The organism is Mucilaginibacter myungsuensis (assembly GCF_015222005.1).
Lineage (GTDB): Bacteria > Bacteroidota > Bacteroidia > Sphingobacteriales > Sphingobacteriaceae > Mucilaginibacter > Mucilaginibacter myungsuensis.
This window is the reverse complement of the sequence record NZ_JADFFL010000002.1, coordinates 73,512-97,019: the sequence shown is the minus strand read 5'-3', so window position 1 is coordinate 97,019 and position 23,508 is coordinate 73,512. Positions and strand designations below refer to the sequence as shown.

Here is a 23,508-nt window from a genome sequence, read left to right as displayed (position 1 = left end):
ATGGGGCAGGTTGAAAGTCCTATTAATTTACTACTGACAGTATAGACGTGGCGCTAAGTTTAGGCGCCTTTTTCCATGTAAAGCGTGGCACGTAAGCTGTTTTAATATCGGTCATACTAAAGATCGATAGCAATTCGCTTTTCAGCACCCTGTCCACACAGTGGGCGGTTACATGAAAGATCATCCGCCCCCGGCTGTAATTTACCGACCACATGGGTTTGATACTAAAGCCCGGATCGTTTTGCTTTATTTTAGTTTCCAGCGCTTGCAAGCGGGTAATGATCATATCGTACCTATTGACAAGACCAGCACTGAAGCCGGCGACAATAAGGGGAAAGCGGAGGTCGGGGTGATGGCGTTCCATGTTGAATATTAGGTGATATTGATTACAACTATTGGTTGTAAATCTAATTAACAATATTGATCATTGCAAATTAAATCAGCTGAAAATTAGATCTTTAACATTATCGGTTATTTGGCCACAAAGTGCACAAAGTTTTTCACGAAGCACACAAAGTCGTCGTTCTGGGATATAAAGGCTTAATGCCCTTTGTAGTAAAAACCAAGCAATTTAAAACAACGATGTCTGCCTGCCACCCTTCGGGATAAAAAGGGTATGATCCAACGGGGGCATACCCCTGTCGCCCATAAACCTGTTCACCGCCATGTTGAACATTTGGTGGATGGAGTGGGCAATGTTACCACTGCCACTCATACGGCGGCCAAAGTCGCTGTCGTTCAGGCTGCCCTCGTGTACGCTGCGGATCATGTTCAAAACCTTCTCGGCTTTGTCCGGGAAAGTCTTGTGTATCCAATCATCAAATATCTCGGCTATGGCACCGTTCAGGCGAACCATGGTAAAGCCGGCGCCTCTTGCACCACGGTCGGCAGCGGCCTTGATAATAGCGGGCACCTCGTTACTATTTAACCCCGGAATGATCGGCGCGGCCATCACCCTTACCGGTACGCCCCGCTGAGACAGCTTTTCGATCACTGTAAGGCGTCCGCTGGCCGTTACGGTACGTGGTTCAAGCTTTTGGCGCAAAGGCTCGTTAAGCGAGGTTATAGATACATTAACGTTGATCAGGTTCTGGGCCGCCAATTCAGCTACAATATCGATATCGCGTAAGATCAGGTTATTCTTAGTGATGATACTGACGGGGTTCTTGTATTGCAGAAAAACTTCCAGTAAGCGCTTGGTGATCTCCAGGTCACGCTCTACCGGTTGGTAGCAATCTGTATTGCCGGACATGAGGATGGTGACCGGCGTGTAGTTCTTTTTGTTAAAGTACTGCTCTAACAGTTCGGGCGCGTTGCGTTTAACAACGATCTTCCGTTCAAAATCAAGCCCGGCACTAAAGCCGTAATATTCATGGCTATTACGGGCGTAGCAATAAATGCAACCATGCTCACAACCCTGATAGGGGTTAATAGAATGCATGTGACTAAGATCGGGACTGCTACTTTCGCTCACGATCTTTTTGGCATGCTCTTCAAAAAGCTGCGTGCGCGAGTTCTCCATAAAAGGCTCATCAAGCCCTTCGGGGTGCTCTTGCACGTATTTGCGTTTCAGGAATTTGTTATGGGTATTTACCTGTGCGCCGCGCCCTTTAAAAAACTCCGCGTTGTCCTCGTGTGCCATAGTACAAATCTGCTAAATAAATTAGCAAGTTACAATGTGATCATCTTATTTTTTATGGCGTATAAAACCAGGCCTACACGGCTCTTAATTTGTAGTTTCTCAAACAGTGCATCGCGGTAACCATCAACCGTACGGGCGCTGATGCACATTTCGTCTGCTATTTCTTTATAGGTCAGCTCGGTGGCGGCCAGTTTAAGGAATTCGATCTCGCGGTTGTTCAGTTTGATCAGCTCGGGTTGCTGATTAAAACTATTGATGATGTGGCGGGTCACAAAATCTGGATAGTAAACCTCGCCGGCCGATACCTTGGCCAAGGCCTGCTCAAACTCGTGCGGCTCGGCATCTTTTAACAAATAGCCTTTTACGCCCATCTTTACCATCTGCAAAACCTTTTCGGCATCGCCGAACATGGATAGGATGATCACGCAGATATTAGGGTAAGTATCATGCAGCCATTTGGCGGTTTGGATGCCGTCCATAATAGGCATATTAATGTCCAGCAGGATAATATCGGGCTTAACTTTGGGCGTCAGTTTATTGGTCAGTTCCTCACCGTTGCCAGCCTCGAACATCACATGATATCCCTTAAAGCCACTGATGAGTGACGCGATACCGCTGCGAAAAAGGCGGTGATCATCAACCAGCGCTATTTGGATAGGTTCCATCTAAATTTAATTGTTTAACAGGGTCAAGATCTATTTTTACGATACAGCCTTCGCCGGGCGCAGTAGTTAACGATGCCTTAGCGCCGATCAGTGATGCCCGGTGCTCGATGTTCTTCAATCCCGAACCGTTCTTACCACCAGCGATATCAGCATCAAAACCCACGCCATTGTCGGCCATGGTCAAATTAAACAGATCGCGGGAATATTTCAAACTGATATTGAAATTGATCGCATGAGCATACTTCAACGCATTATTCATCGATTCCTGAAAAATGCGGAACAATACCAATTCCCGCTGTTCACCCAGCGGATAAGGGTCGCCGTCGATAGCTATATCGATCTTCATCAGCCCGCTTTTATTCACCCGGTCAACCTCCAGCTCCATTGCCCGGAATAGCCCGTATTGCTTGATCTGCTGAAAGCTGAGGCTTTTAGACAGGTCCCGAAGGTCCATGATCACCTGGGCCAACAGGTCCCGGCTTTCGTCTATTTTACGTTGCTTTTTCTCTTCGTCCAGTGACGGCGTGGTACCCAGGTTCAGTTTGATGAAGGACAGCACCTGGCCAATATTATCGTGCAGTTCCTGACTGATGTAGTTCAGCGTTTGGTCCTGAACTTCGATCTGGGTGGTCAGTATCTCCTGGCTGTAAGCCGCCTTCATTTGGTCACGCTCGGTGATGTGGATGATGCGTTTGCGCTGGTAAAAAAACAAAAAACTGACTATGAAGATGCCCAGCAGCAAAAACATGCTGGTACCTGCAACGATCAGTAAGATATTTTCTTCGCCCGGCGCGCCCATAAAAACGAAACTATTAAGCAAGAATATAAAATAAAATTGGCTATGGTCTTTATTACTTTAAATAATGCGCTAAAGGTATCCGGATGGGTATAAGCCAACTTAAAGGATGCAAAGAACAGGAACTCGGCCAGGAAGAAGAACAGCAAGCCGGTGCTCACCCAAAAATCAGGATCATGGGCTAAGGATGTACCACGATCAAACTCCTGCATCATATTATAAAACAAGCGGCATACAATAACTATAAGCAAACTGTACTGTACCACAATTGCATGATAACCAAGTTTAAATACCCCCTTCACCCACACCACGTCTATAACAGTGTACAGAAGGACCGCCAGCATGATCAATCCAAATATGCGCTGCTCTTTTTTATTGCGATAGGCCGATAAAATGAAGGCGCCAAAGAATAGGAATTCGAAGGTGATCGCGATATTCATCACCCACAAATTTGTGCGCTGATAGGCAAAAAGCCCCATCATATTACATATTTCAAAGGAGATAATGATGGCCAGATAAGGCGGCAGCAGTTTATACCGACCGATAGTGATCTTGTTGAAGCTGATCAGTCCGACGAGCAACGCCAGTCCCTCTAAAATGATGCTAAGGTAATCGGTCATAAAAATCAAAACATGCCGGCTTTATCTTTAGCAGATAAGCCGGCATTATATGGGATCGGATAAAATATGTCGCTTGTTAGTCGATAAGGGAACCGCAACCGGTCTCGGGCGGGCAAAGTTTAGAGTGATTTACACCGTCGCCTTCTCCTTCGGCATTACCGTCGCCTTTACCATCGGCACCTGCAAATGCGTGGGTATCATCTTTCAATAGGTCGGCATCAGGTACACCATCTTTTAAGCGGGTTGGTACCAATACAATGGTTTGTTGATTATGGTATTTTTCGGGAACGTCCTCGCCATTCCTTTCCAAAACACCTTTTTTGTGGACGCCGAAGTATAAACGCAAGCCAAACTCTTTACTGTTTTCGGCCGTGCAGCCATGGGCGGCGAACATCTGGTCGATCACTTCTTTGCTGAACCAGGCGCTGCGGGCGTCCTTTTTACGGTCAAGGTCAACTATCTTTCCGTTCGCGTCCTTTTTTTTAATGACGTCGTAATAGTTGTTAACTAACTTTTGTAATTGGCTTTTTTTTACGCCGGCGTTGCCACGGCTGATCTGATCTTTAGACATAATTGCAATTTAGTGAGGTCAAATAATTTTTACTAAAATTAGCATTATGTTTTAATTATGGTATATGGTTTTTTAACTGCTGTACAAAGGGTGAAAACACCCTGCGCAATGGTAGTTTTAACTAACTGTTAACCTATTTTCAGTGTTGATATTTGTACCCAGCCAATTTTATCACCTTAACACAAAAATTGATCATATACTGTTAATAAAATATGCGGGCTCTGCTACAACGCTTACTGAAGCAGCCGATCATTAGGCTGAACGAGAAATACTCGTCGCGGCCTGACCAAAAGAGGGTGGATAAGGCGCTGGATGAACTTTACGAGGATATTAACCAACCGGATACCAAACGGGGATTTGTACTTAACTTTGACACATCAAAGCACAAATTCATCATTTTTTCGGATCAGCACAAAGGCGCGCGCGATGGCGCCGACGATTTTGCGCCATCCGAGAAAAATTACCTGGCCGCGCTGGACCATTATAACAATAACGGTTTCCATTTTATTAGTCTGGGTGATAGCGAAGAGCTTTGGGAGAACACTTTTACCAGCGTAAAAAAACGTAATAAAGCCACATTCGACCGGGAACGTATGTTTTTGGATCGTGCAGCATTTACCAAAATATTCGGTAACCACGATCTTTATTGGGATAGCGACCCGCTGGCCCAGCTAAGCCTGAAACAGGTGTACGGCCAAAGCATCAAAGTTTACGAGGGCCTTGTACTGAAGACCAATATCGACAACAAGCCACTGGAAGTGTACCTTACCCACGGCCACCAGGGCGATCTGCAAAGCGATGGCAGCTGGCTAAGTAAATGGTTCGTGTCCGACGTTTGGGGACCGCTGCAGGCCTATTTACGTGTTAACCCCAATACACCTGCCAACAATGATCAGCTAAAGACCGACCACAACCGTATCATGTACGAGTGGGGCGAGCAAAAGACCGATCTGCTGCTGATCACCGGGCATACGCATCAGCCGGTATTCCGTTCGCTTACACAGATAGAGCGTTTATACGCTGAGCTGGACAAAGCCAAGGCCGCGAACGACGAAGCCCTGATCCTTGATCTGGAAGCCCGCATAGCCAAACGGCACCATAAGGGCGATAACGTGATCGTTTTTAAGGATGATAACTACAAGCCTTGCTACTTTAACACCGGCTGCTGCTGTTTTGACGATGGCGACATTACCGGCCTGGAGATAGCCGACGGCATGATCCGCCTGATCAAATGGAAATACCTGCCCAACAAAGTACCCGCCCGCGAGGTATTGGACGAATGCCGCTTAGAAAATCTGATGGGTAATAACCACACCATCATTAAGCCGGCCGACCAACCAAAACTTAAGGTGTTACAATAAAGCATGCTCAAACACACACCTCCGTAAAAAAGCCTTAGCAGACCGATGTCTGTTAAGGCTTAATTTATTTAGATATACCTTGAGGTAACAGCAAGGCTACTTCTTCAACATCTCGTCCGCAAAAGAAAATACCTTCTTCAGCAACGGCGTAGTACGTGCCGAAAGGTCGCTGCGGATCTTTAACTCTTCTTTGGCGATCTGCAAAAACAGGCCATCCATCGCTTTTTGGGTGACGTATTCGGTAATATCAGGGTTTATCTTTTTTACAAAAGGCACCTTATTGTATTGCGTAGCCGCTGATGTATAGTAACGGGTAGCGCCAACTTTATTTAACGATCCTTCGATGATCGGTTTGAACTTGGCCGATAGCTGCGTGGTAGTTGATGTTTTAAAATATTGGGTAGCCGCGTCTTGCTCGCCTAATAGGATGTTGCTGACGTCTTTCAGCGTCATTTGCTTAATGGCGTTCACAAAGATCGGCTTGGCCTCTTTGGCGGCACCTTCGGCAGCACGGTTGAGCGACAGGATAACATCATCGCACAATTTATTTAAACCCAGCGAGCGTAAGGTCTTCTCCGCTTTTAAAGCTTCGGGCGGGAACAGGATCTTAATTGCTGCATCGCCAAAAAAACCATCGACAGCCGATAATTGATCCGAACTTTTACCGGTGCTTAACTCTAAAGCTTGCTTAAGCGCGTTATTGATATCAAGGTTGGTCGGGATCAGGCTCGACGATGTTTGCGTGGCAGACGATGATGATTTTGCAGGCGTTGATGAACTGCTGCGCGGTGTTTGTGCCTGTATAGCGCAAGAATTAAGGCAGAACGCAGATACGATCGCGGCAAATAGGATAGCTTTTTTCATGATGATAAAACTACGCAAAAAGCTGTTTATTGTTTGTTGCGTAACCGTTATGGTTTTAGAAACTTGGCTTGGCAAATACACCCACCACTTTGGCCTCCAATTCTTCGGCCAGGGCTTTCAGGTCGCGTTTGGGTTGCTCGGCTTTCAACTTTACCTCATCAGCATAGATAAATTTGTCAACACCCAGGGTTTTCAGCAGATCATCTACCTTGGGTTGCTCGGTACGTTTATGGCAAACAATGCGGATCTTGCTGTAAAATTTATTGCTGCTTAAACGGCGCAGAACCTTTTCGGTATCGGCCAATAAATGATCATGATCCAGGATGATACTATCTGGCTGGTGCTGATGAATGGCGGGGAATATCTTGTCGGCGCTATCTACATGGATGACATGTTTTTTGGCCGGAACGGGTACTAACGATGTGGCCGACGAGACCACGAGTATCTTGCTTGACTTAATTAGGGGCATCACAATAGTTTTGTTAGCTAAATATAAGCGTAAAATTCAGCTTGTCAACCTATTGTGGCGATTTGACATAAAATTAATAGTAGAATACCTAGCAAAAAAATATTCCCCGAAGTTTTATTAACCCCGGGGAATATAATTTTCTTTATTTGCCAATTTCGAAGGTCGCATTCACCCTAAAGCTCAGTTTGATCTTGCGGGCATCAATATCGCTCTCGGGAGCGGCGGCATCGGCAGCTAAAACTTTATTGGCATACATCATTGCACGTGGAGCGGGATAGTTGCCCATATTATCATCATTTTCGACGATGTTGATCACGCTGCCCAGTTTCTCGTTCAACGCGCCAACTAAAGCAGCGGCTTTATCGCGGGCGGCTATCAGGGCAGCTATCTTTAGCTCTTGTTTAACCTCGGCCATTTTAGAGTAGTCGTAGCTGTCGATATAGGTCGATTGCACACCCTTAGCGTCGAGTTTGCTTAAGATCTGGTTAAAACGGTTCAGATCACGGAAACGGATACCGTATTGTTTGCTGGCCAAAAAGTTAGGGTCTTTCTTTTTAGATACCACTTGCTGGTACGATGACAGGTTGTTCACGGTGAAGTCACCTTTAGGGATACCTGCCTCTTGTACCGCTTTTTCCAGCGCGCTCTCCAGCTGACTGATGGTTACTTTGTTTTTGCCGTCCATGTACTCTTTCAACGATATGGTCACGTTGATAATGTCGGGGGTAACTTCGCGTTCTACCACACCAACCACTTCTATCTTGCGGCGCAGGTCTACATTTTGGGCAAAACTTGTTAATGCTATTGATACTAATAGTATCGCGATGCTTATCTTTTTCATATTCATTTTTGTTTTTATACAGGTAGGATGCCGGTCATCCGGTTATTCCACAAATATCACATAGTTGTTACACATCTACGTAAAGGCAGTTTTATGGAATTTGTTTGTGGGCTGATAGCCAAGCCATTTATTTTTTACATTTGATAAAACCACTATCCCCGATATGATCAAACTCAACCACAATTATCTGTTGATCGCGGCACTGGCCTTAGCCACCGGATGCAGCGACCCCAAAAGTGCCGGCCCGACCGTGAGCGGCGATGATATCAAAACCTATCTTACGGTCCTTGCGCACGATTCGTTACAAGGGCGTAAACCTTTTACCGAAGGCGAGACCAAGACGGTAAAATACCTGTCAGAAGAATACCAGAAGCTTGGTCTGGAGCCGGGCAACAACGGTAGCTTTTTTCAGAATGTGCCGATGGTAGAGGTGACCAGTACTCCGTCACCAACCATGCAGATCAGCGGGAAAGCGAACATGACCTTTAAATTCAGTGATGATTATGTTGCCCTTACCCGCAGGGAGGTGCCATCGGTAGAATTGAAAAATTCACCTCTTGTATTTGCCGGATATGGTGTAGTTGCCCCCGAATATAATTGGAACGACTACAAAGACCTTGATGTAAAAGGCAAAACGGTAGTTGTATTAGTGAACGACCCCGGCTTTAAAAGCGGCGACCCCAAATTCTTCCACGGCGATACCATGACCTACTACGGCCGCTGGACCTACAAATTTGAAGAGGCCGCCCGCCAGGGCGCGGCCGGCGTACTGATCGTACACCAGACCGAACCGGCCAGTTACCCTTGGCAAGTGGTGCAAACCAGCAACACCGGCGCTAAATTAGAACTGACCCAACCCGACAAGCACATGAACCGCTGCCAGATCGAAGGTTGGATATCCGAAGCTACCGCCACTAAACTATTAGCATCGGCAGGTATTAGCGGGGATATCCGTGCGGTTGCCCGTAAAAAAGATTTTAAAGCTGTGTCGCTGGGTTTGGATGTTACGCTTGGCGTACAGACCAAGTTAAAATACTCAGAGTCGAAGAATGTGGTCGCTATGATCAAAGGCAGCAAACGACCGGATGAGTATATCATCTACTCGGGCCACTGGGACCACTTAGGCATTGGCAAGCCCGATGCTAAAGGCGACAGCATCTACAACGGCGCGGTGGATAATGGCACTGGCAGCGCGGCTTTACTGGCCATTGCCAAGGCATTTATGAATGCAAAAGAGAAACCGGAGCGCAGCATCATCTTCCTGGCTGTTACAGCTGAAGAACAAGGTCTACTGGGGTCTGAATATTATGGCACACACCCTATCTTCCCGGTCAACAAAACCGTCGCTAACCTGAATATGGATGCCTTGCACACTTATGGCCCGACCAAGGATATATCCGTAACGGGCAAAGGCCAAAGCGAACTGGAAGATGAGTTAGAGGTGTTGGCCAAAGGCGACGGCCTTTATTTAGTGGGAGACCCTAAACCGGGCGCTGGCAGTTATTATCGGTCCGACCATTTTAATTTTGCCAAGATCGGTATCCCGGCCTTGGATATTAATAACGGCACCGAAAGCGTGACCAAAGGCAAAGAATGGGGCGCGGCCGAACAGAAAGCTTATACCGAAAACAAATATCATCAGGCATCAGATAATTTTTCGGCCGATATGGATATGAGCGGCATGGTACAAACGGCCGATCTGTTATACCGATTAGGCACAAAACTGGCCAACGATACTAAATTCCCGGGATGGAAAGCAGGGTCGGAGTTTAAGGCGATCAGGGATAAGTTGATGGCGGGGAAGTAATTCACGCCAAAATCATTTAAAACTACAAGGCCACTGAATTTGCGACTTCAGTGGCCTTACTGTTTCTAAGATTTAGGTTTTTGCGATCTTTAAGTGATAAACAAACTATTTGACTATCGACACTCAAATTACTTGAATAAACTGAACAGAACCTATACGTATAAATACTTGAATTTTGCACCACGTAGTTCTACGTGTATGCATTGGTAGACAGTGACTTTATGAGACTAATAAAAGGTAACTTCCAGCAATTCTACCTCGCCGGTAGTTTCCTTCAGATCTAATCCATGAAAGTTAAGCGTTTTTTTCAGCGTAGGCACGTCTTTGATATTCAAAGCCAGATCGTACCAGTTATTATCTTTAATATCCACCTTGATGATTATTTTAGCGGTGCTTTGCAATTCGGTGACCATGTTTTTTAAAGTGTAACCTACTATCTCAAATTGTGGCAGGTTATCATCAGAGAAACTTGAATGCGTTTTTTGCATAGAGCGGAAGGTATGCAACTTGGCGCTGTCGGTAACCACTAACTCGTAATACTTGCGTTGCTGTTTGATCACTTTGGTGTTAAACTTCATGGCATCGCCCAGCATTTCTAAGATCATATTCCGGCGCGGATAGCCGGGAATGATCCTACCCTTATATTTCCTGAACAGCGTGGTATCGAACTTGCTCGAAAATTTCAGATCGACCAATTGGTTAAGCTTCGCTGTGTCGTTGGTCACTAAACGCACATTACGCGTATATTCAGATACATCGCCGATGATAACGCCTAATGCGGCGTTAGTTCTGGATAGGCTGATATAGTCGCCACCGGCATTCATGGCCCCACCACCAAATTTGCCACCTTTTGATGGCGTTACGGTAAACGAGAATAGCGGTTGCACAGGGCGCTCTGTTGTTGCAGGTGCCGCCGCTACCACAGGCTTCGGCATTTCAACCGCCGGAGCAGATGCCGGTAAAGCATCGCCTTTGATGATGGTAGATAAAATATCAGCAGTAAGCGCCTGGCCTTGTCCCATCCATTTCACCACATTGTCTTTACCGATCACCACGCAATAGGGGATGAACTGCACTTTATAACTGTTCATGGTTTGGCGGGTGGTATCCGTCAGGTTAAGGCCGACAACTTCTTTTTTGGTTCGGTCGAAGAATTTCTTTACCGTGGTTAACGGCTCGTCCGACAGGATCCCGAACACTACATCCTTATTTTGATAGGTTTTGGCCAGCTCATTATAATGCGGAAAGTTGGCGATGCATGGCGCGCACCAGGTGGCCCAAAAGTCCAACACCAACACTTTGCCTTTGTAAAAGTCGGGCTTTACAGGTTTGCCTAAATTTTGCTGAAAAACAACGGGCGGCGCTTGCTGACCGACCAACGTTTCCGTTTGCGAACGGGCAGTGGTGGTTAAAAATAAGAGTGCTATCGCTATAAAAGATCTTTTCATAAGGCCCGTTTCAAGTTGAACCTCCAAGGTAAGGATTATTTGTTTGGTGATATCATTCTTGACGAAAGTTTGTCCGGAGCAACAAATTTTTAAATAAATAGTACTATGTATTGCATATTACTATGTTTTGATTTAGTTTTGTCGAAACAAATTACTCACAATGAAAAAGGAACAAACATTTATACTGGCTATCATGCTGTTAGTGATGGCTGCAGCATGCAAACGCAACAGGCACCAATACGTAACATCCGACGGCCATAACCGCCTGGAAGCCGTCTACTCGGGTAAGATCATTTTTGATGAGGACAGGTCGATAGGTCGCATGTCGCGCCACAGTTATTTTATGGTGAACAAGAACGGCGATCAGATAGAGGTGCAATGCGATAACAAGGGCAAGATCACCTATACCGACGATAACGGTCATGTAAAAACAAAACCAGATCAGGACGATAAGCAATTATTAGCCGAGGGAGTTAAGCTGATATTGAATACGCAAAGGGGGGTGAATAGGTAGCCGTTTCCTAGATCTCCGGTGTCTGTGTCCACACAGACACCTTTTTTGGGATCTCTGGACTTATAGTTCGTTTAAGATCTTTTGTAGAGACACGATACCTCGTGTCTGCCACTATGCAGGTCCAATTTGCAAGTCCTGACCTGCTAACTCGAGACGCGAAGTATCGCGTCTCTACAACAAATTTGTCAAAAAAAGCATACTGGCTTGCTTATGATCAGCATCACTTTTCTGCTATCGCTCAAATGCTTATCTTTGCACCGCATTAAACGCTGTTTGCAGCAGTATCAATGGTTTCATGGAAAGATATCAAACATTACTCTACTATTGCTATTCGCCAATAGTTAACGCGGAAGATTTTGCCGCTGATCATTTAAAATTTTGTAAAAGCCTTGGGCTGGTAGGTCGTATCATTGTGGCCGACGAGGGTCTTAACGGCACTGTATCCGGCACGCCCGAAGCTTGTAAAGCGTACATGGAGGCCATACATGTCGACGAACGCTTTGCCAAGACCGAATTTAAGATAGACGAAGTAGACGAGCCGTCATTTGTTAAAATGCACTGCCGCTACAAGAGCGAGATCGTACACTCAGGCTTGCGTGACCCGCAAATGATAGACCCGAACCGTCAGACCGGCAAACACCTGGAGCCGGCCGAGTTTTTGGCGATGAAGGACCGCGACGATGTAGTGATCCTGGATGTACGCTCGGACTATGAGCACTCTCTTGGTCGCTTTAAGAACGCAGTGACACTGGATATCGAGAACTTTCGCGATTTCCCGGCCAAGATCAACGAACTGGCAAAGTTTAAAGACAAAAAGATACTGACCTACTGCACCGGCGGCATCAAATGCGAAAAGGCATCGGCCCTGTTACTGCACGAAGGTTTCAGCGATGTGTATCAACTGCACGGCGGTATAATTAAATACGGCAAAGAAGCAGGCGGCGAAGATTTCGACGGCAAATGCTACGTGTTCGACAACCGCTTAGCGGTCGACGTAAATACGGTGAACCCTGTTGTGGTATCGACCTGCTACAACTGTGGTAAGACCACCGACAAGATGATCAATTGCGCCAACCCCGAGTGCAACGAGCATTTCACTCAATGCGACGAATGCGGCACCGCCACCGACGGCTGCTGCAGCACCACTTGCCAGGAACACCCCCGCAAACGCATTTACGATGGTACGGGTTATTATGTAAAAGTACCTCAGCCGGTGAATGTGAAGAAAGTGGCGTTATTGTAAGGCCCGCTTAGTTTAAGAATATTTGACACAGGTTCGATCGGACCTTTTTTGTTAGAAGAATTTGGCGGCGTTTAAATTGGTTTCTTGAAAAGATTTCTTATTTGATAGATGAGCAGAGATATAACAAATAGTGCGAAGGGTAAAATTATAAACCGACCAGCCATTTGCTCTTTTTGATCATATTCGGCTACACTGTAAATGGGTTTGCTTTTAACATTAATTTGGTAAGCAGTGTAGTAGTTGTTTGATCCGACATTTGACTATAAAATACTTTGACCTCTGTTCCTGCCGATATTTTTGACAATAGGTCATCGTATTTTCCAGACGACCTATAGATCCAGTACCCGTTTGTTTGCGCATCTATATAAAAAACAAATTCTTTTTGCCCTGGTACCGCCTTGGGACCCCTGTTGGATTGCACGGAAACAAATGCTATTTTTCCTATAGTCACATTGACGTCGGAGAGGTTTACACTGGTGAAACCCATTTTACAGCCAAGGAACAAGAGGGTAACAGCTAAAACTGCCTGTAGGCCGAGCCCTGTAAAAAATTTTACGTTAGCTATTGCTTTCCTTTTCATTTAGACCTTTTTGCAGCAGAAAGGTAAACAAAAAAGGACATGACCCCAAAGCCATGCCCTTCCTATCTTGGTTCCTGACTCGTTATTCTTGAGTCCAGATTTTAGTATCTATAATAATCAGCCTTGAACGGACCTTCAACCGTTACGCCGATGTATTCAGCTTGGTCTTGGTCAAGTACTTCCAGCTCAACGCCAATTTTGGCTAAGTGTAAGCGGGCAACTTTCTCATCGAGGTTTTTAGGCAATACGTAAACTTTGTTCTCGTATTTCTCCGGGTGTAACCAAAGCTCTAATTGGGCTAAAGTTTGGTTGGTGAACGATGCGCTCATCACAAAACTTGGGTGACCGGTAGCGCAACCTAAGTTAACCAAACGGCCCTCGGCTAATACGATCACGTCGCTGCCGTCGATGGTGTATTTATCAACCTGAGGTTTGATCTCTACTTTAGTATTACCGTAAGCACCATTTAACCAGGCCATATCGATCTCGTTATCAAAGTGACCGATGTTACAAACGATGGCTTTATCTTTCAAAGCACGGAAGTGTTCTTCGCGAACGATGTTCATGTTACCGGTAGCAGTAACAACGATGTCAGCCTCGGCGATAGCGGTCGAGAGTTTTTTCACTTCAAAGCCTTCCATAGCAGCTTGTAAAGCACAGATCGGGTCTATCTCGGTAACGATCACACGTACACCTGCATTACGCAATGAGTCAGCCGAACCTTTACCTACGTCGCCATAACCGCAAACAACACCAACTTTACCGGCCATCATCACGTCAGTTGCACGACGGATCGCGTCAACCAATGATTCGCGGCAACCGTATTTGTTGTCGAATTTAGATTTGGTAACCGAATCGTTAATGTTGATCGCAGGGATCGGCAAAGTACCGTTCTTCATGCGCTCGTATAAACGGTGAACACCGGTAGTGGTCTCTTCAGACAAGCCTTTAATGCCGGCAACCAATTCAGGGTAACGGTCAAATACCATGTTGGTAAGATCGCCACCGTCGTCTAATATCATGTTCAATGGCTTGCGGTCTTCGCCAAAGAATAAAGTTTGCTCAATACACCAGTCGAACGATGCTTCGTCCAAGCCTTTCCACGCATAAACAGATACACCGTTAGCAGCAACAGCAGCAGCAGCGTGATCTTGCGTAGAGAAGATGTTACAAGATGACCAGGTAACCTCAGCGCCCAAAGCAACCAAAGTCTCGATCAGCACAGCGGTTTGGATGGTCATGTGCAGACAGCCTGCAATGCGCGCACCCGCAAGTGGTTGCGACGGACCGTACTCGGCACGCAGCGCCATAAGGCCCGGCATTTCGGCTTCGGCCAGTTCTATCTCCTTGCGGCCCCACTCGGCCAGCGAAAAGTCTTTTACTTTGTATTTAACAAAGGCGGTTTCTACTGATGACATATTGTATCTTATTGATTTTGTTGCAAAAATAACCAATAGGTCGGAGAAAACCTAAGGTGTATTTTAAGGGCGCGGCGCAAGGCGGATGGCGTAGTTTTTTGCTTAAGTGCTATTACCCCTTTTGAAAGTAACTGCGAGTTGCACGGCCATTACTTTCCCCTAATTTAGGGGAAGACCACGGACAGTGCCTTAGCGAAAAACGTTGATAAGGGGTAAAGGTATTGGATGGAAATTCAACCTCTTAATTCCTCACATCCATCATGGTATAGCTATACACCACCTCGGTATAAGTGAACTTTTCAGGATCTAAGAACTGTGTCCGCTGAATGGTCATCGTTTTTGGGAATCCATCGTTACCCACCAGGTAGCTGTAATTTGCACCTCTGAAATATGGCGTAGTTGCATCGGTGATCTTCACCACATTGTTTTCAGAGAACATGTCCTCGCCCTCTATCGGCAGTGTTAAGTAATACTTATGGCGGGCATTGTAGAACGGGCTTTTATCCAAACCATAATCATAAACAGATGTGCCGCTTCCTACTAACTTATAACTTGCCAGGTTGTTACCGCTGTAAGTGAACTCGTGGGTATATTGTGTAGGGCCGTTGCGCTTGGTTATACGGTCGTTCACTACGTTGTAGGTGTATTTATAATCTAAAGCGGGCATGCTATTGGGGGCATGCGCGCCGGCTATTACGTTGCCATTGTAAGTGAACGTTAGCACGGTGCTCATAACTTTGCCTGTAAGATCGTTATTGGTAATACTGGTCAGGTTATCGCCTGTGTAGTTGTAAGTTTTTACGGTATTGCCGGTCCTCATTTCGGTAAGGTGATTCCGGCTGTCGTAACTGATATAGGTGTAAACAGTATCTGTACCGCCGCGCGTAACTTTTGCAATTTTGGTTAACAGTTTCACTTGGGCTTTAGGCTCGGGTTGGCTACCGGTATTCTTTTTACAGGCAGCGAACGCCATAGGCAATAACATTGCCATAGCAAGGATATTCTTTTTCATAAGGCGATAGTTTATAATTGGTTATACCAAGTTAGGGAAAAAAGAGCATACCCCACCAGTTTATTTGGGGGGACGGCCTTTTTTCCCTTTAAGGTAAGATACATCGTTTCTTAGACCGATCAGGTCTAAGATCTTGCGGCCCTGCATGCTCAGGAGCACAAGGTATCATGTCTATACAGAATTATCGTCCAGCGCGCAACTACAACGGCACCTGTTTTGATGTGTAAGTGTAAACCACTACCGTAGTGCTAAATAACGACGGATCTGCAAATTGTGTGGCTTTAACCTGCGCCGATAGCGGCAACCCATCCTTATCTACCACGTAGGTATATATCGATCCGCGGAAGACCGGTGTGATGGCTATAATAAATTTAGTAGGCGCGTTCTCTGAGTAAATGTCTTCACTTTCGCTCGCGGTCAGTTGATAATAACGGTGGCGGGTATGAAAGAACGGATTCTTGGCGGTGCCGAACTCGTAACCGGTCACCTGTCCGTTGGCTTGTTTATAGCTGACCATATTGTTACCGCTGTAGGTGAATTCGAACATGGTCTGTGTGGCGTTGTTACGTTTCAGTACTTTGCCGCCGCTCATCTCGTAGGTTACGGCAGTTGTACTGGCTAACCCGCTGGTGAGTACACCATCGGCATAAATAAAACTGGCATAAGTACTCATGACCTTGCCTTGATCATCTATCCGGGTAAGGCTGATCAGCTCGTCGCCCAGGTAATTATATTGTTTAATGGTGATGCCGGTTTTGATCGTGCGAATACGATTTCGATCGTCGTAGGTAATGTCGGTATACACGGTATCTTTACCGCCCTCTACCACTTTGGCCATTCTGGTAAGTAGTTTAATGGTTTTGGTAGTGGGTTTGGGGTCGGGGGTAGGTTCGGTCGTGGTGCTTTTTTTGCAAGCAGCAAAAGTTATCAATAGCAACAGGGAGGTGTAGTAGAGGTTAAGTTTCATAATTGCGTTGGTCATTAAGGTTTATATAAATTGTTTTGGTTAGTTGATTATAGGGTATAGCTATAATGGCATACCATCGGCAATAAGTTGCCGATGGCCGATATAAATTGTTATAAATAGGTAGTTTATAATTGGTTAAACTAAGGTATCAAAAACCGTCGATACAATAAATCATTTTGCTTGACGGTATATCCCTATACGGATCTTTTTGCCATACTGTTTACTCGCATCGTACTTTCCCCGTATCTTCCATAAAATTTCTTAACTTTTTTTGTAACCCTATGCAACACATGCAAAAAGGCTGTGTCATTTAGATAGAAACTGATTCACGATTGGAAGCTGTATACATCGATAAACATTACCAACTGGTAGCCGAGTGTAAGCAGGGCAGTAAAAAAGCCTGTTATGAGCTTTACCGGTTATATTCTAAAGCAATGCTGAACATTGCCTTTAGGGTGGTAGGTAATATGGACGAGGCCGAAGATGTTTTGCAGGAAGCTTTTGTGGATGCCTTTGGGCGGATCAAAGACTTCCGTCAGGAAACCACCTTTGGGTTGTGGCTGAAACAGATCGTAGTGCATCGTTCTATCAATTTGCTGCGCAAGCGCAAAATGGAATGGGCCGAGCTTGAAGATGGTGAATTAGAGAACATCCCCGACGAGGAGCCGGAGGATAACGAAGAAATGCTTTACAAGGTCGACCGCGTAAAGGCCGCGATGAAAGAACTGCCCGAGGGCTACCGTGTGGTGATCAGCCTCTATTTGTTAGAAGGCTACGACCACGAAGAGATCGGACAGATACTGAACATCAGCGAAAACACCTCGAGGACGCAATTCCTGAGGGCGAAAAGAAAATTGAGTGAAATATTAAGACAGAAAGGAGTAGTGGCATGAGCAAGAGATTAGAGGACTTTATTAGGAACAACCGCGACGAATTTGACGAGTTAGAACCCCGCATAGAGCTTTGGGGTAAGATAGTGAGCAAGCTGCAGGAGCAGGAAAAAGTGATCGAACTACCTAAACGGAAAGAGGTCAAGACCTTCTCCTTAGGCTTTGTACTGCGGGTGGCCGCAACGGTTATCGTAATAATGGGGATCAGCTTTGTATTCTACATTAAAATGCAGCCGGCCGGTACTACCCCTACTAAGGTAGATATCGCCAAGATCAATCCCGAGTTTGCCAAACAGCAGGTTAAATACGCGTCGATAGTACAGACCGGGCGTAGCGAGTTGAAAACGCTGACCAAGTCCAACCCCGAGCTATATAAGGAGTTCAGCGCCGAGTTAGCCAAGATGGATTCTACCTATAAAAAACTAAATAAAGAATTAGTTACCAGTCCTAACCAGGAGCGTGTGTTACGTGCAATGATCCGGAACTTGCAGTTACAGGCCGAGGTGATAGATCAACAACTAAATGTAATTGAAGGCATTAAAGAATTTAAAGAACACCAAAATGAAATTAAAAGTATATAACATCGCCGCGATGGCTTTGGCCCTTATCGCATTGGGAACAAACAGCTTCGCACAAACAGTAACAGGTACTACATCATCATCAAAAACCGATACCACGCCAAGGGCTGCTACCACCTCTATTAATGGGATACAAATTTTGCCCGGTTCGACAGGAAAGACCATTGTGCTGAACGGCGGACAGTTAGCGGCCATATCACCTGGTACCAGTTTGTACACCACCGGCTCTAACGCTTATACATTGGCATCAGTGAACGGTTTATACATGGACGCCTTCGGCGCAGCCTCGCAAGACACTGCTTATCTTAAAAAGATGAAAAAGCTGCAAGAGCAAGTGAGTGCGATACAAAAAGAGATGAGCGCCCTGCGTACTGAAGAGTATAAAAAAGTAAATGCGGAGCGCCAAAGGCAGATCGCCGACCGTGCTAAAGATTCGGAACGCAAATTTGCCGACCGCTTTACGCTAACCGGACTTACATCGAGATATAACTACGATCGCAACGATACCGAACTTGAAAAAAAGATAGCCAGTGGCGATGTTAAGATGAAAACCAAAAACATCAGCAAAAGCTTTTCTGTAGATGCTAACGATGTAGTAAAGATCGATAACAAGTTTGGTAAAGTTACCATTAATGCCTGGAACAAGAACGAGGTTAAGGTTGACGTGGATATAAAAACCTACGCTAACGACGATGACAAAGCCGATAAATTGTTAGATGCTGTTAACATTGATAGTGATAAAAGTAGCGATGGCGTTAGTTTTATTACCAAGATCAGCAGGCACGACGGTAATAATGTGAGCATAGGCAACGGTAAATATGTGATCAATAAAACAGTGATAAACTACACGGTGTATATGCCGGCCAAAAACCCGCTGAATATCACCAATAGTTATGGTGCAGTTATATTGCCGGATATGAATGGCAAATTAACGATCAAAAATCAATTTGGTAATTTCACCGCCAAAGCCCTGACCAACCCCGATAACAGTATCGAGGTTAGATATGGCAACGCCAACATCGAAAGCCTGTATGGCAGTAACCTGGCGGTATCTTTTGGTGCGCTGGATCTGCAGTTGGCCGATAAGTTGAACGCGAAATTAGAGTACACCCCAGCCAAAATAGGCAGACTGACCAATTCGGCCGATATTAAGGTTCACTTTGGTGAGGGTATCCAAATAGCTACATTGGATAAGAATTTGAAGACACTGTCTATCAACTCATCATACGCTCCAGTAAAATTAGCATCGTTAAATGATGCCAACTTTAACGTGACCACCAGCTACGGCGGTTTCACTTATAATGATGATAAAGTGAACGTCACCAGCAAAAGCCCGGAGAGTGATCGCTCTATCAACACCACCAAGGTGTATAAAGGAACGATAGGCAAAGGCGACAGCGACAAGCTGATCACTATCAAATCTAACTTTAGCAGTGTAAAATTCGACCAATAATTTGTAAACCATATATGTTTAACAAAGGGCCGCAATGGCTCTTTGTTGCGTTTGTGGTTTTCATAATTTTTGCTAAATTAGGGCTGTAATTTTTAATCGGCCTTTATCACGTGAGATCCCTTTTTGCCCTGATCATTTTAGCGATATTTAATTTTACAGCCTCTTTTGCTCAAGGTAATAATTGCACGGCAACAATAAGTGGTAATGATTGCGTTGGTAGAGTGCTAACGGCTACCAGTAATTTAACGATACGATCGGTTACCTGGCAGCAAGACGGCCGAGACATACTAACCCAAAATGTTGGCATCGAACCTACCGGGACGGTGGTAGCTGGCAACGGTATAAGCGGAAGCACCGCTCAGTGGGCCCGTTTATTTGTTGATAGCGATGGCAGTATATACGTTGCCGATATCAGTAATGCACGTATAGTAAAATGGGCTAAAGGCGCAACATCTGGGGTGACGGTTGCGGGAGGTAACGGAATAGGCAATGCCGCTAACCAGTTTAGCAGGCCGGTGGGGGTTACGCTTGACAAGGATGGTAATATATATATCGCTGACCAAAATAACAACCGCATACAAAAATGGGTCCCGGGAGCCGCGTCCGGCACCACAGTGGTCAGTGCTGTGCAGATCCCGACCGGAATATGTTTTGATAAGGATGGCAACCTCTTCGTTTCTGAACAAACGGCAAATATCGTTACCAAGTTCAGTCCTGATCTTCGCACGCGCACAGTGGTTGCAGGGCGCAGTAACATATATCTTTCAAGTCCTACAGGTATATTTATCGATAATAACGGGGATCTTTACGTTTGCGATACGGATCAGCAATCGGTATTTAAATTTAGTCCGGGATCATCTAATGGTACCGTTGTGGCCGGGCAACTTGGTAACCCCATAGGTATAACAGGAGATAACCAAGGTAATTTGTACGTCACCTCACATCAATTCAGAGGAATTTGGCGGATCCCAATAGCTCAGCCATCGGCACGCACGATGATCATCAATAACAACATTTACTCCCCCGATATTTGGATGACCGCCTCAGGAGACCTTTATCTTACAGACTTTGAGATGGGGCGAGTGCTAAGGTATCCCAATATGGTACCCGGGCTTTACACTATCCCTGCACCGGGCGTTTACACCGCCAAGATTACTACTGCAAGCGGATGCACGGTAACATCTAATGCCATTACTGTGCTACCGCCGGCACAACCCAAGGTAAGTGTAGTGGCAGACAATGCTTTGTCTTGCGCGGCTTATCCCGCAACGTTTACGGCAAGCGCGGTAAATGGGGGTGCAGCTCCATCTTATCAGTGGCAAGTAAATGGCGTTAACGCCGGGTCCAAAAGTAACAACAATGTATTTACGAGTGCAACTGTAAAAAGCGGTGATAAGATAACCTGTATTATGTACAGCAATGCGCTATGTATAGCTGAGACCAGCGTTACAAGCAACACCATAACCATAACCGCCCCTACCGAAACCCCAACGGTAAGTATCACATCTAATAGTAATGTTACTTGTACCGCCTTTCCCATCACGTTCACGGCAACGAATGCGGGGATCGCTCCCACTTATAACTGGATCGTAAACGGCACAGCGGTACCAAATTCAGGCAACGGCAGTGTTTTTATCACTAACCAGCTAAAAAGCAACGATAGGGTTACCTGCAATATCATCAGTAATGCGCAGTATTGTCAAACAATAACGAGTGCGACCAGTAATACTATTTCGGTATCTGCACCGGTTGAGGTGCCAACGGTTTCCATAGCCTCCAACAAGTTAAGTATTTGCCAGGGTGAGGCCATCACTTTTACAGCAACGGCTACTAATAGTGGCAACGCTTCTGTTTATACCTGGCTGCTAAATGGTTCGGTCATTTCCGGTGCAGGCAGTGGTAACACTTACACGTCAAATAAGCTGGCAAATGGCGATGCGGTAACATGCCGTGTGCTAAGTAATGCCCAATATTGCCAGGCTTCAGATGTTGCTATCAGCCAGCCTGTGGCTATTATTATAAAACCATTGCTTTTACCCGTTATTAGCATAATGGCCGATCTGGATAAGATCTACATCGGCAGCACGGTAACATTTAGTGCCAACATTGCGAACGCTGGTACAAACCCGGTTTATGAATGGATGTTGAACGGCAAAGTAGTAGCTGCAGGGAGTACTTTTACAACCAACAAACTTGCAGATGGCGACCATATAAGCTGCAAGTTAACTAACACTACAGATTGTACATCGCAAAGCACGGTATCGTCTAACACGATCCGTATCGCCATTACTTATATTGTTAGGTTGGTACCGCCCAATACTTTCACACCTAATGGCGACGGCGTTAACGATACCTGGAATATTGCGGGGATGACCGCTTTCCCTAAAGCTGTGGTAGGTGTTTTTAACAGGTTGGGGCAACAGCTATTCGTGTCGGCGGGCTATGGAGTGGCTTGGGATGGCACTTATAATGGCCAACCGTGTACCGCAGGGGTGTATTATTACCGCATCGAGCCAGGCAACGGCAGCGAAACCATTTCCGGTCATGTAACATTGATCCGCTGATCAACCCCTTTTTCTTGGTAAACGATTATATTTGATCAAGGTTAAAAACCAGCACTACAATGATCAAATTATTAATATCGCTATTATTTATAGCTCAAATAACGTTTAACGCATCCGCCCAGCAGGACACCGCTAAAAAAGCACCCGCGCCTAAAGAGGATTTTAAAGACGATTGGGCCACCCTGCATAAATACGCCGCCGAGAACACAGCCCTGCCCCCACCAGCCCCTGGCGAAAAACGCGTGGTGTTTTTAGGCAGTTCGATATTTGAATTCTGGAAACAGAAAGTGCCTGCGTTTTTTGAAGGCAAGCCTTATGTTAACCGTGGCATAGCCGGGCAGATATCGGGGCAGCTGTTGATCCGTTTCCGTCAGGATGTTATCGACCTGAAACCTAAAGCGGTGATCATCCTGGCCGGGAGTAATGATCTTGCAGGTACGACCGGACATGTGACCAATCAAACCATTATGGACAATATTAAGTCGATGGTAGAACTGGCCGAGGCTAATAAGATCAAACCCATACTGTGCGCCTACTTACCCATCTTTGATTACCCTTGGCGCAAGGGATTAGAACCGGCCGACAAGATCATCGCCCTCAACAAAGAGATAGAAGCCTACGCCAACCAAAAGAAACTGGTGCTGCTCGATTACTTCACCCCACTAAAGGACGAGCGCAACGGCCAGCGCGCTGATCTGACCACCGACGGTGCCCACCCCAACGTGGCCGGATACCAGATCATGGCCAAGATCACCGAAGAAGCTATTGCCAAAGCACTAAAATAAACCGCCATGAACAAACCCGCCAACACCGACGAATACATCGCCACCTTCCCACCGCCTACACAAGCGCTGTTGCAGGAAATGCGTAAGATCATTCTTTCAGCCGCACCGGCTGCCACAGAGGTGATCAGCTACGGGATGCCTGCTTTTAAGCAAGATGGCTATATCACGGTATGGTTTGCCGGGTATGCTAAACACATCGGCTTTTATCCAAGTTCGGCCATTACGCATTTTAAAGAAGAGATATCGGCCTACAAAAACTCTAAAGGCGCGGTACAGTTTCCGCTGGATGAGCCATTGCCCGAGGAGTTGATCAAGGCGATGGTGCGATTTAAAATACAGGAGAATTTGGAGAAGGCAGCGATGAAGAATAAAAAGTGAGCTTTGACCCCTTATTTACGCCACGGCAAAAGCAGGGTCTGT

At 45.8% G+C, this 23,508-nt stretch carries 24 protein-coding genes; 10 read left to right on the top strand and 14 right to left on the bottom strand.

Translation table 11 applies throughout. From position 1 onward, the window contains the following. Window positions 1-22: 22 nt before the first annotated feature. From IRJ16_RS04245 to IRJ16_RS04220, 6 genes are all read right to left on the bottom strand, one after another. Window positions 23-364: a hypothetical protein gene (locus IRJ16_RS04245; RefSeq protein WP_194110293.1), complete on the bottom strand. Its 342-nt coding sequence runs from the start codon at window positions 362-364 to the stop codon at window positions 23-25. A 207-nt stretch (window positions 365-571) separates the two neighbouring features. Beyond that, window positions 572-1,642 carry a PA0069 family radical SAM protein gene (locus IRJ16_RS04240; protein WP_194110292.1) on the bottom strand — a complete coding sequence of 357 codons (1,071 nt, stop codon included), beginning with the start codon at window positions 1,640-1,642 and terminating at the stop codon, window positions 572-574. A 29-nt stretch (window positions 1,643-1,671) separates the two neighbouring features. Beyond that, window positions 1,672-2,307, bottom strand: coding sequence for a response regulator (locus tag IRJ16_RS04235; protein WP_194110291.1), 636 nt, complete (start codon window positions 2,305-2,307; stop codon window positions 1,672-1,674). Then, the gene (locus IRJ16_RS04230; protein WP_194110290.1) at window positions 2,279-3,127 is read right to left on the bottom strand and encodes a sensor histidine kinase; all 849 of its coding nucleotides are present in this window, start codon (window positions 3,125-3,127) and stop codon (window positions 2,279-2,281) included. Before IRJ16_RS04230 ends, IRJ16_RS04235 begins: the two co-directional genes overlap by 29 nt. Beyond that, window positions 3,073-3,723, bottom strand: coding sequence for a hypothetical protein (locus IRJ16_RS04225; protein ID WP_194110289.1), 651 nt, complete (start codon window positions 3,721-3,723; stop codon window positions 3,073-3,075). The genes IRJ16_RS04230 and IRJ16_RS04225 overlap by 55 nt, the downstream gene beginning before the upstream one ends. Window positions 3,724-3,799: 76 nt before the next feature. Continuing rightward, window positions 3,800-4,294 (bottom strand): hypothetical protein, encoded by a 495-nt coding sequence (locus IRJ16_RS04220; protein ID WP_194110288.1) that lies wholly within the window; start codon window positions 4,292-4,294, stop codon window positions 3,800-3,802. 212 nt (window positions 4,295-4,506) lie between these two features. Between IRJ16_RS04220 and IRJ16_RS04215 the strand changes: the two genes are divergently transcribed. Continuing rightward, a complete protein-coding gene (locus IRJ16_RS04215) occupies window positions 4,507-5,655 on the top strand; it encodes a metallophosphoesterase (protein ID WP_194110287.1) in 1,149 nt (382 codons plus the stop codon). A 96-nt stretch (window positions 5,656-5,751) separates the two neighbouring features. On the opposite strand, the gene IRJ16_RS04210 is transcribed toward IRJ16_RS04215, so the two are convergent. From IRJ16_RS04210 to IRJ16_RS04200, 3 genes are all read right to left on the bottom strand, one after another. Further along, a complete protein-coding gene (locus tag IRJ16_RS04210) occupies window positions 5,752-6,519 on the bottom strand; it encodes a DUF4197 domain-containing protein (protein WP_194110286.1) in 768 nt (255 codons plus the stop codon). 55 nt (window positions 6,520-6,574) lie between these two features. After that, a complete protein-coding gene (locus tag IRJ16_RS04205) occupies window positions 6,575-6,988 on the bottom strand; it encodes a hypothetical protein (protein WP_194110285.1) in 414 nt (137 codons plus the stop codon). 142 nt (window positions 6,989-7,130) lie between these two features. Next, window positions 7,131-7,829 carry an SIMPL domain-containing protein gene (locus IRJ16_RS04200; RefSeq protein ID WP_194110284.1) on the bottom strand — a complete coding sequence of 233 codons (699 nt, stop codon included), beginning with the start codon at window positions 7,827-7,829 and terminating at the stop codon, window positions 7,131-7,133. Window positions 7,830-7,992: 163 nt separating this feature from the next. On the opposite strand from IRJ16_RS04200, the gene IRJ16_RS04195 reads away from it, so the two are divergent. Continuing rightward, the gene (locus tag IRJ16_RS04195; protein WP_194110283.1) at window positions 7,993-9,636 is read left to right on the top strand and encodes a M28 family metallopeptidase; all 1,644 of its coding nucleotides are present in this window, start codon (window positions 7,993-7,995) and stop codon (window positions 9,634-9,636) included. A 227-nt stretch (window positions 9,637-9,863) separates the two neighbouring features. Here the strand turns inward: IRJ16_RS04195 and IRJ16_RS04190 are convergent, their stop codons facing one another. Then, window positions 9,864-11,084, bottom strand: a complete 1,221-nt coding sequence (locus IRJ16_RS04190) for a TlpA family protein disulfide reductase (protein WP_194110282.1) — start codon at window positions 11,082-11,084, stop codon at window positions 9,864-9,866. A gap of 160 nt (window positions 11,085-11,244) precedes the next feature. On the opposite strand from IRJ16_RS04190, the gene IRJ16_RS04185 reads away from it, so the two are divergent. Beyond that, window positions 11,245-11,598 (top strand): hypothetical protein, encoded by a 354-nt coding sequence (locus IRJ16_RS04185; RefSeq protein ID WP_194110281.1) that lies wholly within the window; start codon window positions 11,245-11,247, stop codon window positions 11,596-11,598. Between the two features lie 295 nt (window positions 11,599-11,893). Then, window positions 11,894-12,841, top strand: coding sequence for an oxygen-dependent tRNA uridine(34) hydroxylase TrhO (gene trhO, locus IRJ16_RS04180; protein ID WP_194110280.1), 948 nt, complete (start codon window positions 11,894-11,896; stop codon window positions 12,839-12,841). A 187-nt stretch (window positions 12,842-13,028) separates the two neighbouring features. Here trhO and IRJ16_RS04175 read toward each other — a convergent pair whose 3' ends face one another. From IRJ16_RS04175 to IRJ16_RS04160, 4 genes are all read right to left on the bottom strand, one after another. Beyond that, window positions 13,029-13,421 carry a hypothetical protein gene (locus tag IRJ16_RS04175; RefSeq protein WP_194110279.1) on the bottom strand — a complete coding sequence of 131 codons (393 nt, stop codon included), beginning with the start codon at window positions 13,419-13,421 and terminating at the stop codon, window positions 13,029-13,031. Between the two features lie 101 nt (window positions 13,422-13,522). Next, window positions 13,523-14,839, bottom strand: a complete 1,317-nt coding sequence (gene ahcY / locus IRJ16_RS04170; RefSeq protein WP_194110278.1) for an adenosylhomocysteinase — start codon at window positions 14,837-14,839, stop codon at window positions 13,523-13,525. A 241-nt stretch (window positions 14,840-15,080) separates the two neighbouring features. After that, a complete protein-coding gene (locus IRJ16_RS04165; protein WP_194110277.1) occupies window positions 15,081-15,851 on the bottom strand; it encodes a hypothetical protein in 771 nt (256 codons plus the stop codon). Window positions 15,852-16,050: 199 nt separating this feature from the next. Beyond that, window positions 16,051-16,833 (bottom strand): hypothetical protein, encoded by a 783-nt coding sequence (locus tag IRJ16_RS04160; protein ID WP_194110276.1) that lies wholly within the window; start codon window positions 16,831-16,833, stop codon window positions 16,051-16,053. A gap of 317 nt (window positions 16,834-17,150) precedes the next feature. Here IRJ16_RS04160 and IRJ16_RS04155 point away from each other — a divergent pair, with 317 nt between their 5' ends. The 6 genes from IRJ16_RS04155 (at window position 17,151) to IRJ16_RS04130 (ending at window position 23,466) form a co-directional block, all read left to right on the top strand. Next, window positions 17,151-17,711, top strand: coding sequence for an RNA polymerase sigma factor (locus IRJ16_RS04155; RefSeq protein ID WP_194110275.1), 561 nt, complete (start codon window positions 17,151-17,153; stop codon window positions 17,709-17,711). Further along, window positions 17,708-18,289, top strand: coding sequence for a hypothetical protein (locus IRJ16_RS04150; RefSeq protein WP_194110274.1), 582 nt, complete (start codon window positions 17,708-17,710; stop codon window positions 18,287-18,289). Before IRJ16_RS04155 ends, IRJ16_RS04150 begins: the two co-directional genes overlap by 4 nt. Next, entirely contained in the window at window positions 18,270-19,739 is a 1,470-nt protein-coding gene (locus IRJ16_RS04145; RefSeq protein WP_194110273.1) for a prefoldin domain-containing protein, read from the top strand. Before IRJ16_RS04150 ends, IRJ16_RS04145 begins: the two co-directional genes overlap by 20 nt. A 110-nt stretch (window positions 19,740-19,849) precedes the next feature. Next, complete coding sequence (locus IRJ16_RS04140) at window positions 19,850-22,303, top strand: T9SS type B sorting domain-containing protein (protein ID WP_194110272.1); 2,454 nt, start codon at window positions 19,850-19,852, stop codon at window positions 22,301-22,303. A 59-nt stretch (window positions 22,304-22,362) separates the two neighbouring features. Further along, complete coding sequence (locus tag IRJ16_RS04135) at window positions 22,363-23,088, top strand: SGNH/GDSL hydrolase family protein (RefSeq protein ID WP_194110271.1); 726 nt, start codon at window positions 22,363-22,365, stop codon at window positions 23,086-23,088. Between the two features lie 6 nt (window positions 23,089-23,094). Beyond that, window positions 23,095-23,466 carry an iron chaperone gene (locus tag IRJ16_RS04130; RefSeq protein WP_194110270.1) on the top strand — a complete coding sequence of 124 codons (372 nt, stop codon included), beginning with the start codon at window positions 23,095-23,097 and terminating at the stop codon, window positions 23,464-23,466. Window positions 23,467-23,508 lie beyond the last annotated feature (42 nt).

What these genes read in the sequence shown, in the direction of transcription:
- IRJ16_RS04245 (WP_194110293.1), bottom strand. Translation starts at nt 364, where the DNA reads ATGGAACGCCATCACCCCGACCTCCGCTTTCCCCTTATTGTCGCCGGC.
- IRJ16_RS04240 (WP_194110292.1), bottom strand. Translation starts at nt 1,642, where the DNA reads ATGGCACACGAGGACAACGCGGAGTTTTTTAAAGGGCGCGGCGCACAG.
- IRJ16_RS04235 (WP_194110291.1), bottom strand. Translation starts at nt 2,307, where the DNA reads ATGGAACCTATCCAAATAGCGCTGGTTGATGATCACCGCCTTTTTCGC.
- IRJ16_RS04225 (WP_194110289.1), bottom strand. Translation starts at nt 3,723, where the DNA reads ATGACCGATTACCTTAGCATCATTTTAGAGGGACTGGCGTTGCTCGTC.
- IRJ16_RS04220 (WP_194110288.1), bottom strand. Translation starts at nt 4,294, where the DNA reads ATGTCTAAAGATCAGATCAGCCGTGGCAACGCCGGCGTAAAAAAAAGC.
- IRJ16_RS04215 (WP_194110287.1), top strand. Translation starts at nt 4,507, where the DNA reads ATGCGGGCTCTGCTACAACGCTTACTGAAGCAGCCGATCATTAGGCTG.
- IRJ16_RS04210 (WP_194110286.1), bottom strand. Translation starts at nt 6,519, where the DNA reads ATGAAAAAAGCTATCCTATTTGCCGCGATCGTATCTGCGTTCTGCCTT.
- IRJ16_RS04205 (WP_194110285.1), bottom strand. Translation starts at nt 6,988, where the DNA reads ATGCCCCTAATTAAGTCAAGCAAGATACTCGTGGTCTCGTCGGCCACA.
- IRJ16_RS04200 (WP_194110284.1), bottom strand. Translation starts at nt 7,829, where the DNA reads ATGAAAAAGATAAGCATCGCGATACTATTAGTATCAATAGCATTAACA.
- IRJ16_RS04195 (WP_194110283.1), top strand. Translation starts at nt 7,993, where the DNA reads ATGATCAAACTCAACCACAATTATCTGTTGATCGCGGCACTGGCCTTA.
- IRJ16_RS04190 (WP_194110282.1), bottom strand. Translation starts at nt 11,084, where the DNA reads ATGAAAAGATCTTTTATAGCGATAGCACTCTTATTTTTAACCACCACT.
- IRJ16_RS04185 (WP_194110281.1), top strand. Translation starts at nt 11,245, where the DNA reads ATGAAAAAGGAACAAACATTTATACTGGCTATCATGCTGTTAGTGATG.
- trhO (WP_194110280.1), top strand. Translation starts at nt 11,894, where the DNA reads ATGGAAAGATATCAAACATTACTCTACTATTGCTATTCGCCAATAGTT.
- IRJ16_RS04175 (WP_194110279.1), bottom strand. Translation starts at nt 13,421, where the DNA reads ATGAAAAGGAAAGCAATAGCTAACGTAAAATTTTTTACAGGGCTCGGC.
- ahcY (WP_194110278.1), bottom strand. Translation starts at nt 14,839, where the DNA reads ATGTCATCAGTAGAAACCGCCTTTGTTAAATACAAAGTAAAAGACTTT.
- IRJ16_RS04165 (WP_194110277.1), bottom strand. Translation starts at nt 15,851, where the DNA reads ATGAAAAAGAATATCCTTGCTATGGCAATGTTATTGCCTATGGCGTTC.
- IRJ16_RS04160 (WP_194110276.1), bottom strand. Translation starts at nt 16,833, where the DNA reads ATGACCAACGCAATTATGAAACTTAACCTCTACTACACCTCCCTGTTG.
- IRJ16_RS04150 (WP_194110274.1), top strand. Translation starts at nt 17,708, where the DNA reads ATGAGCAAGAGATTAGAGGACTTTATTAGGAACAACCGCGACGAATTT.
- IRJ16_RS04145 (WP_194110273.1), top strand. Translation starts at nt 18,270, where the DNA reads ATGAAATTAAAAGTATATAACATCGCCGCGATGGCTTTGGCCCTTATC.
- IRJ16_RS04135 (WP_194110271.1), top strand. Translation starts at nt 22,363, where the DNA reads ATGATCAAATTATTAATATCGCTATTATTTATAGCTCAAATAACGTTT.
- IRJ16_RS04130 (WP_194110270.1), top strand. Translation starts at nt 23,095, where the DNA reads ATGAACAAACCCGCCAACACCGACGAATACATCGCCACCTTCCCACCG.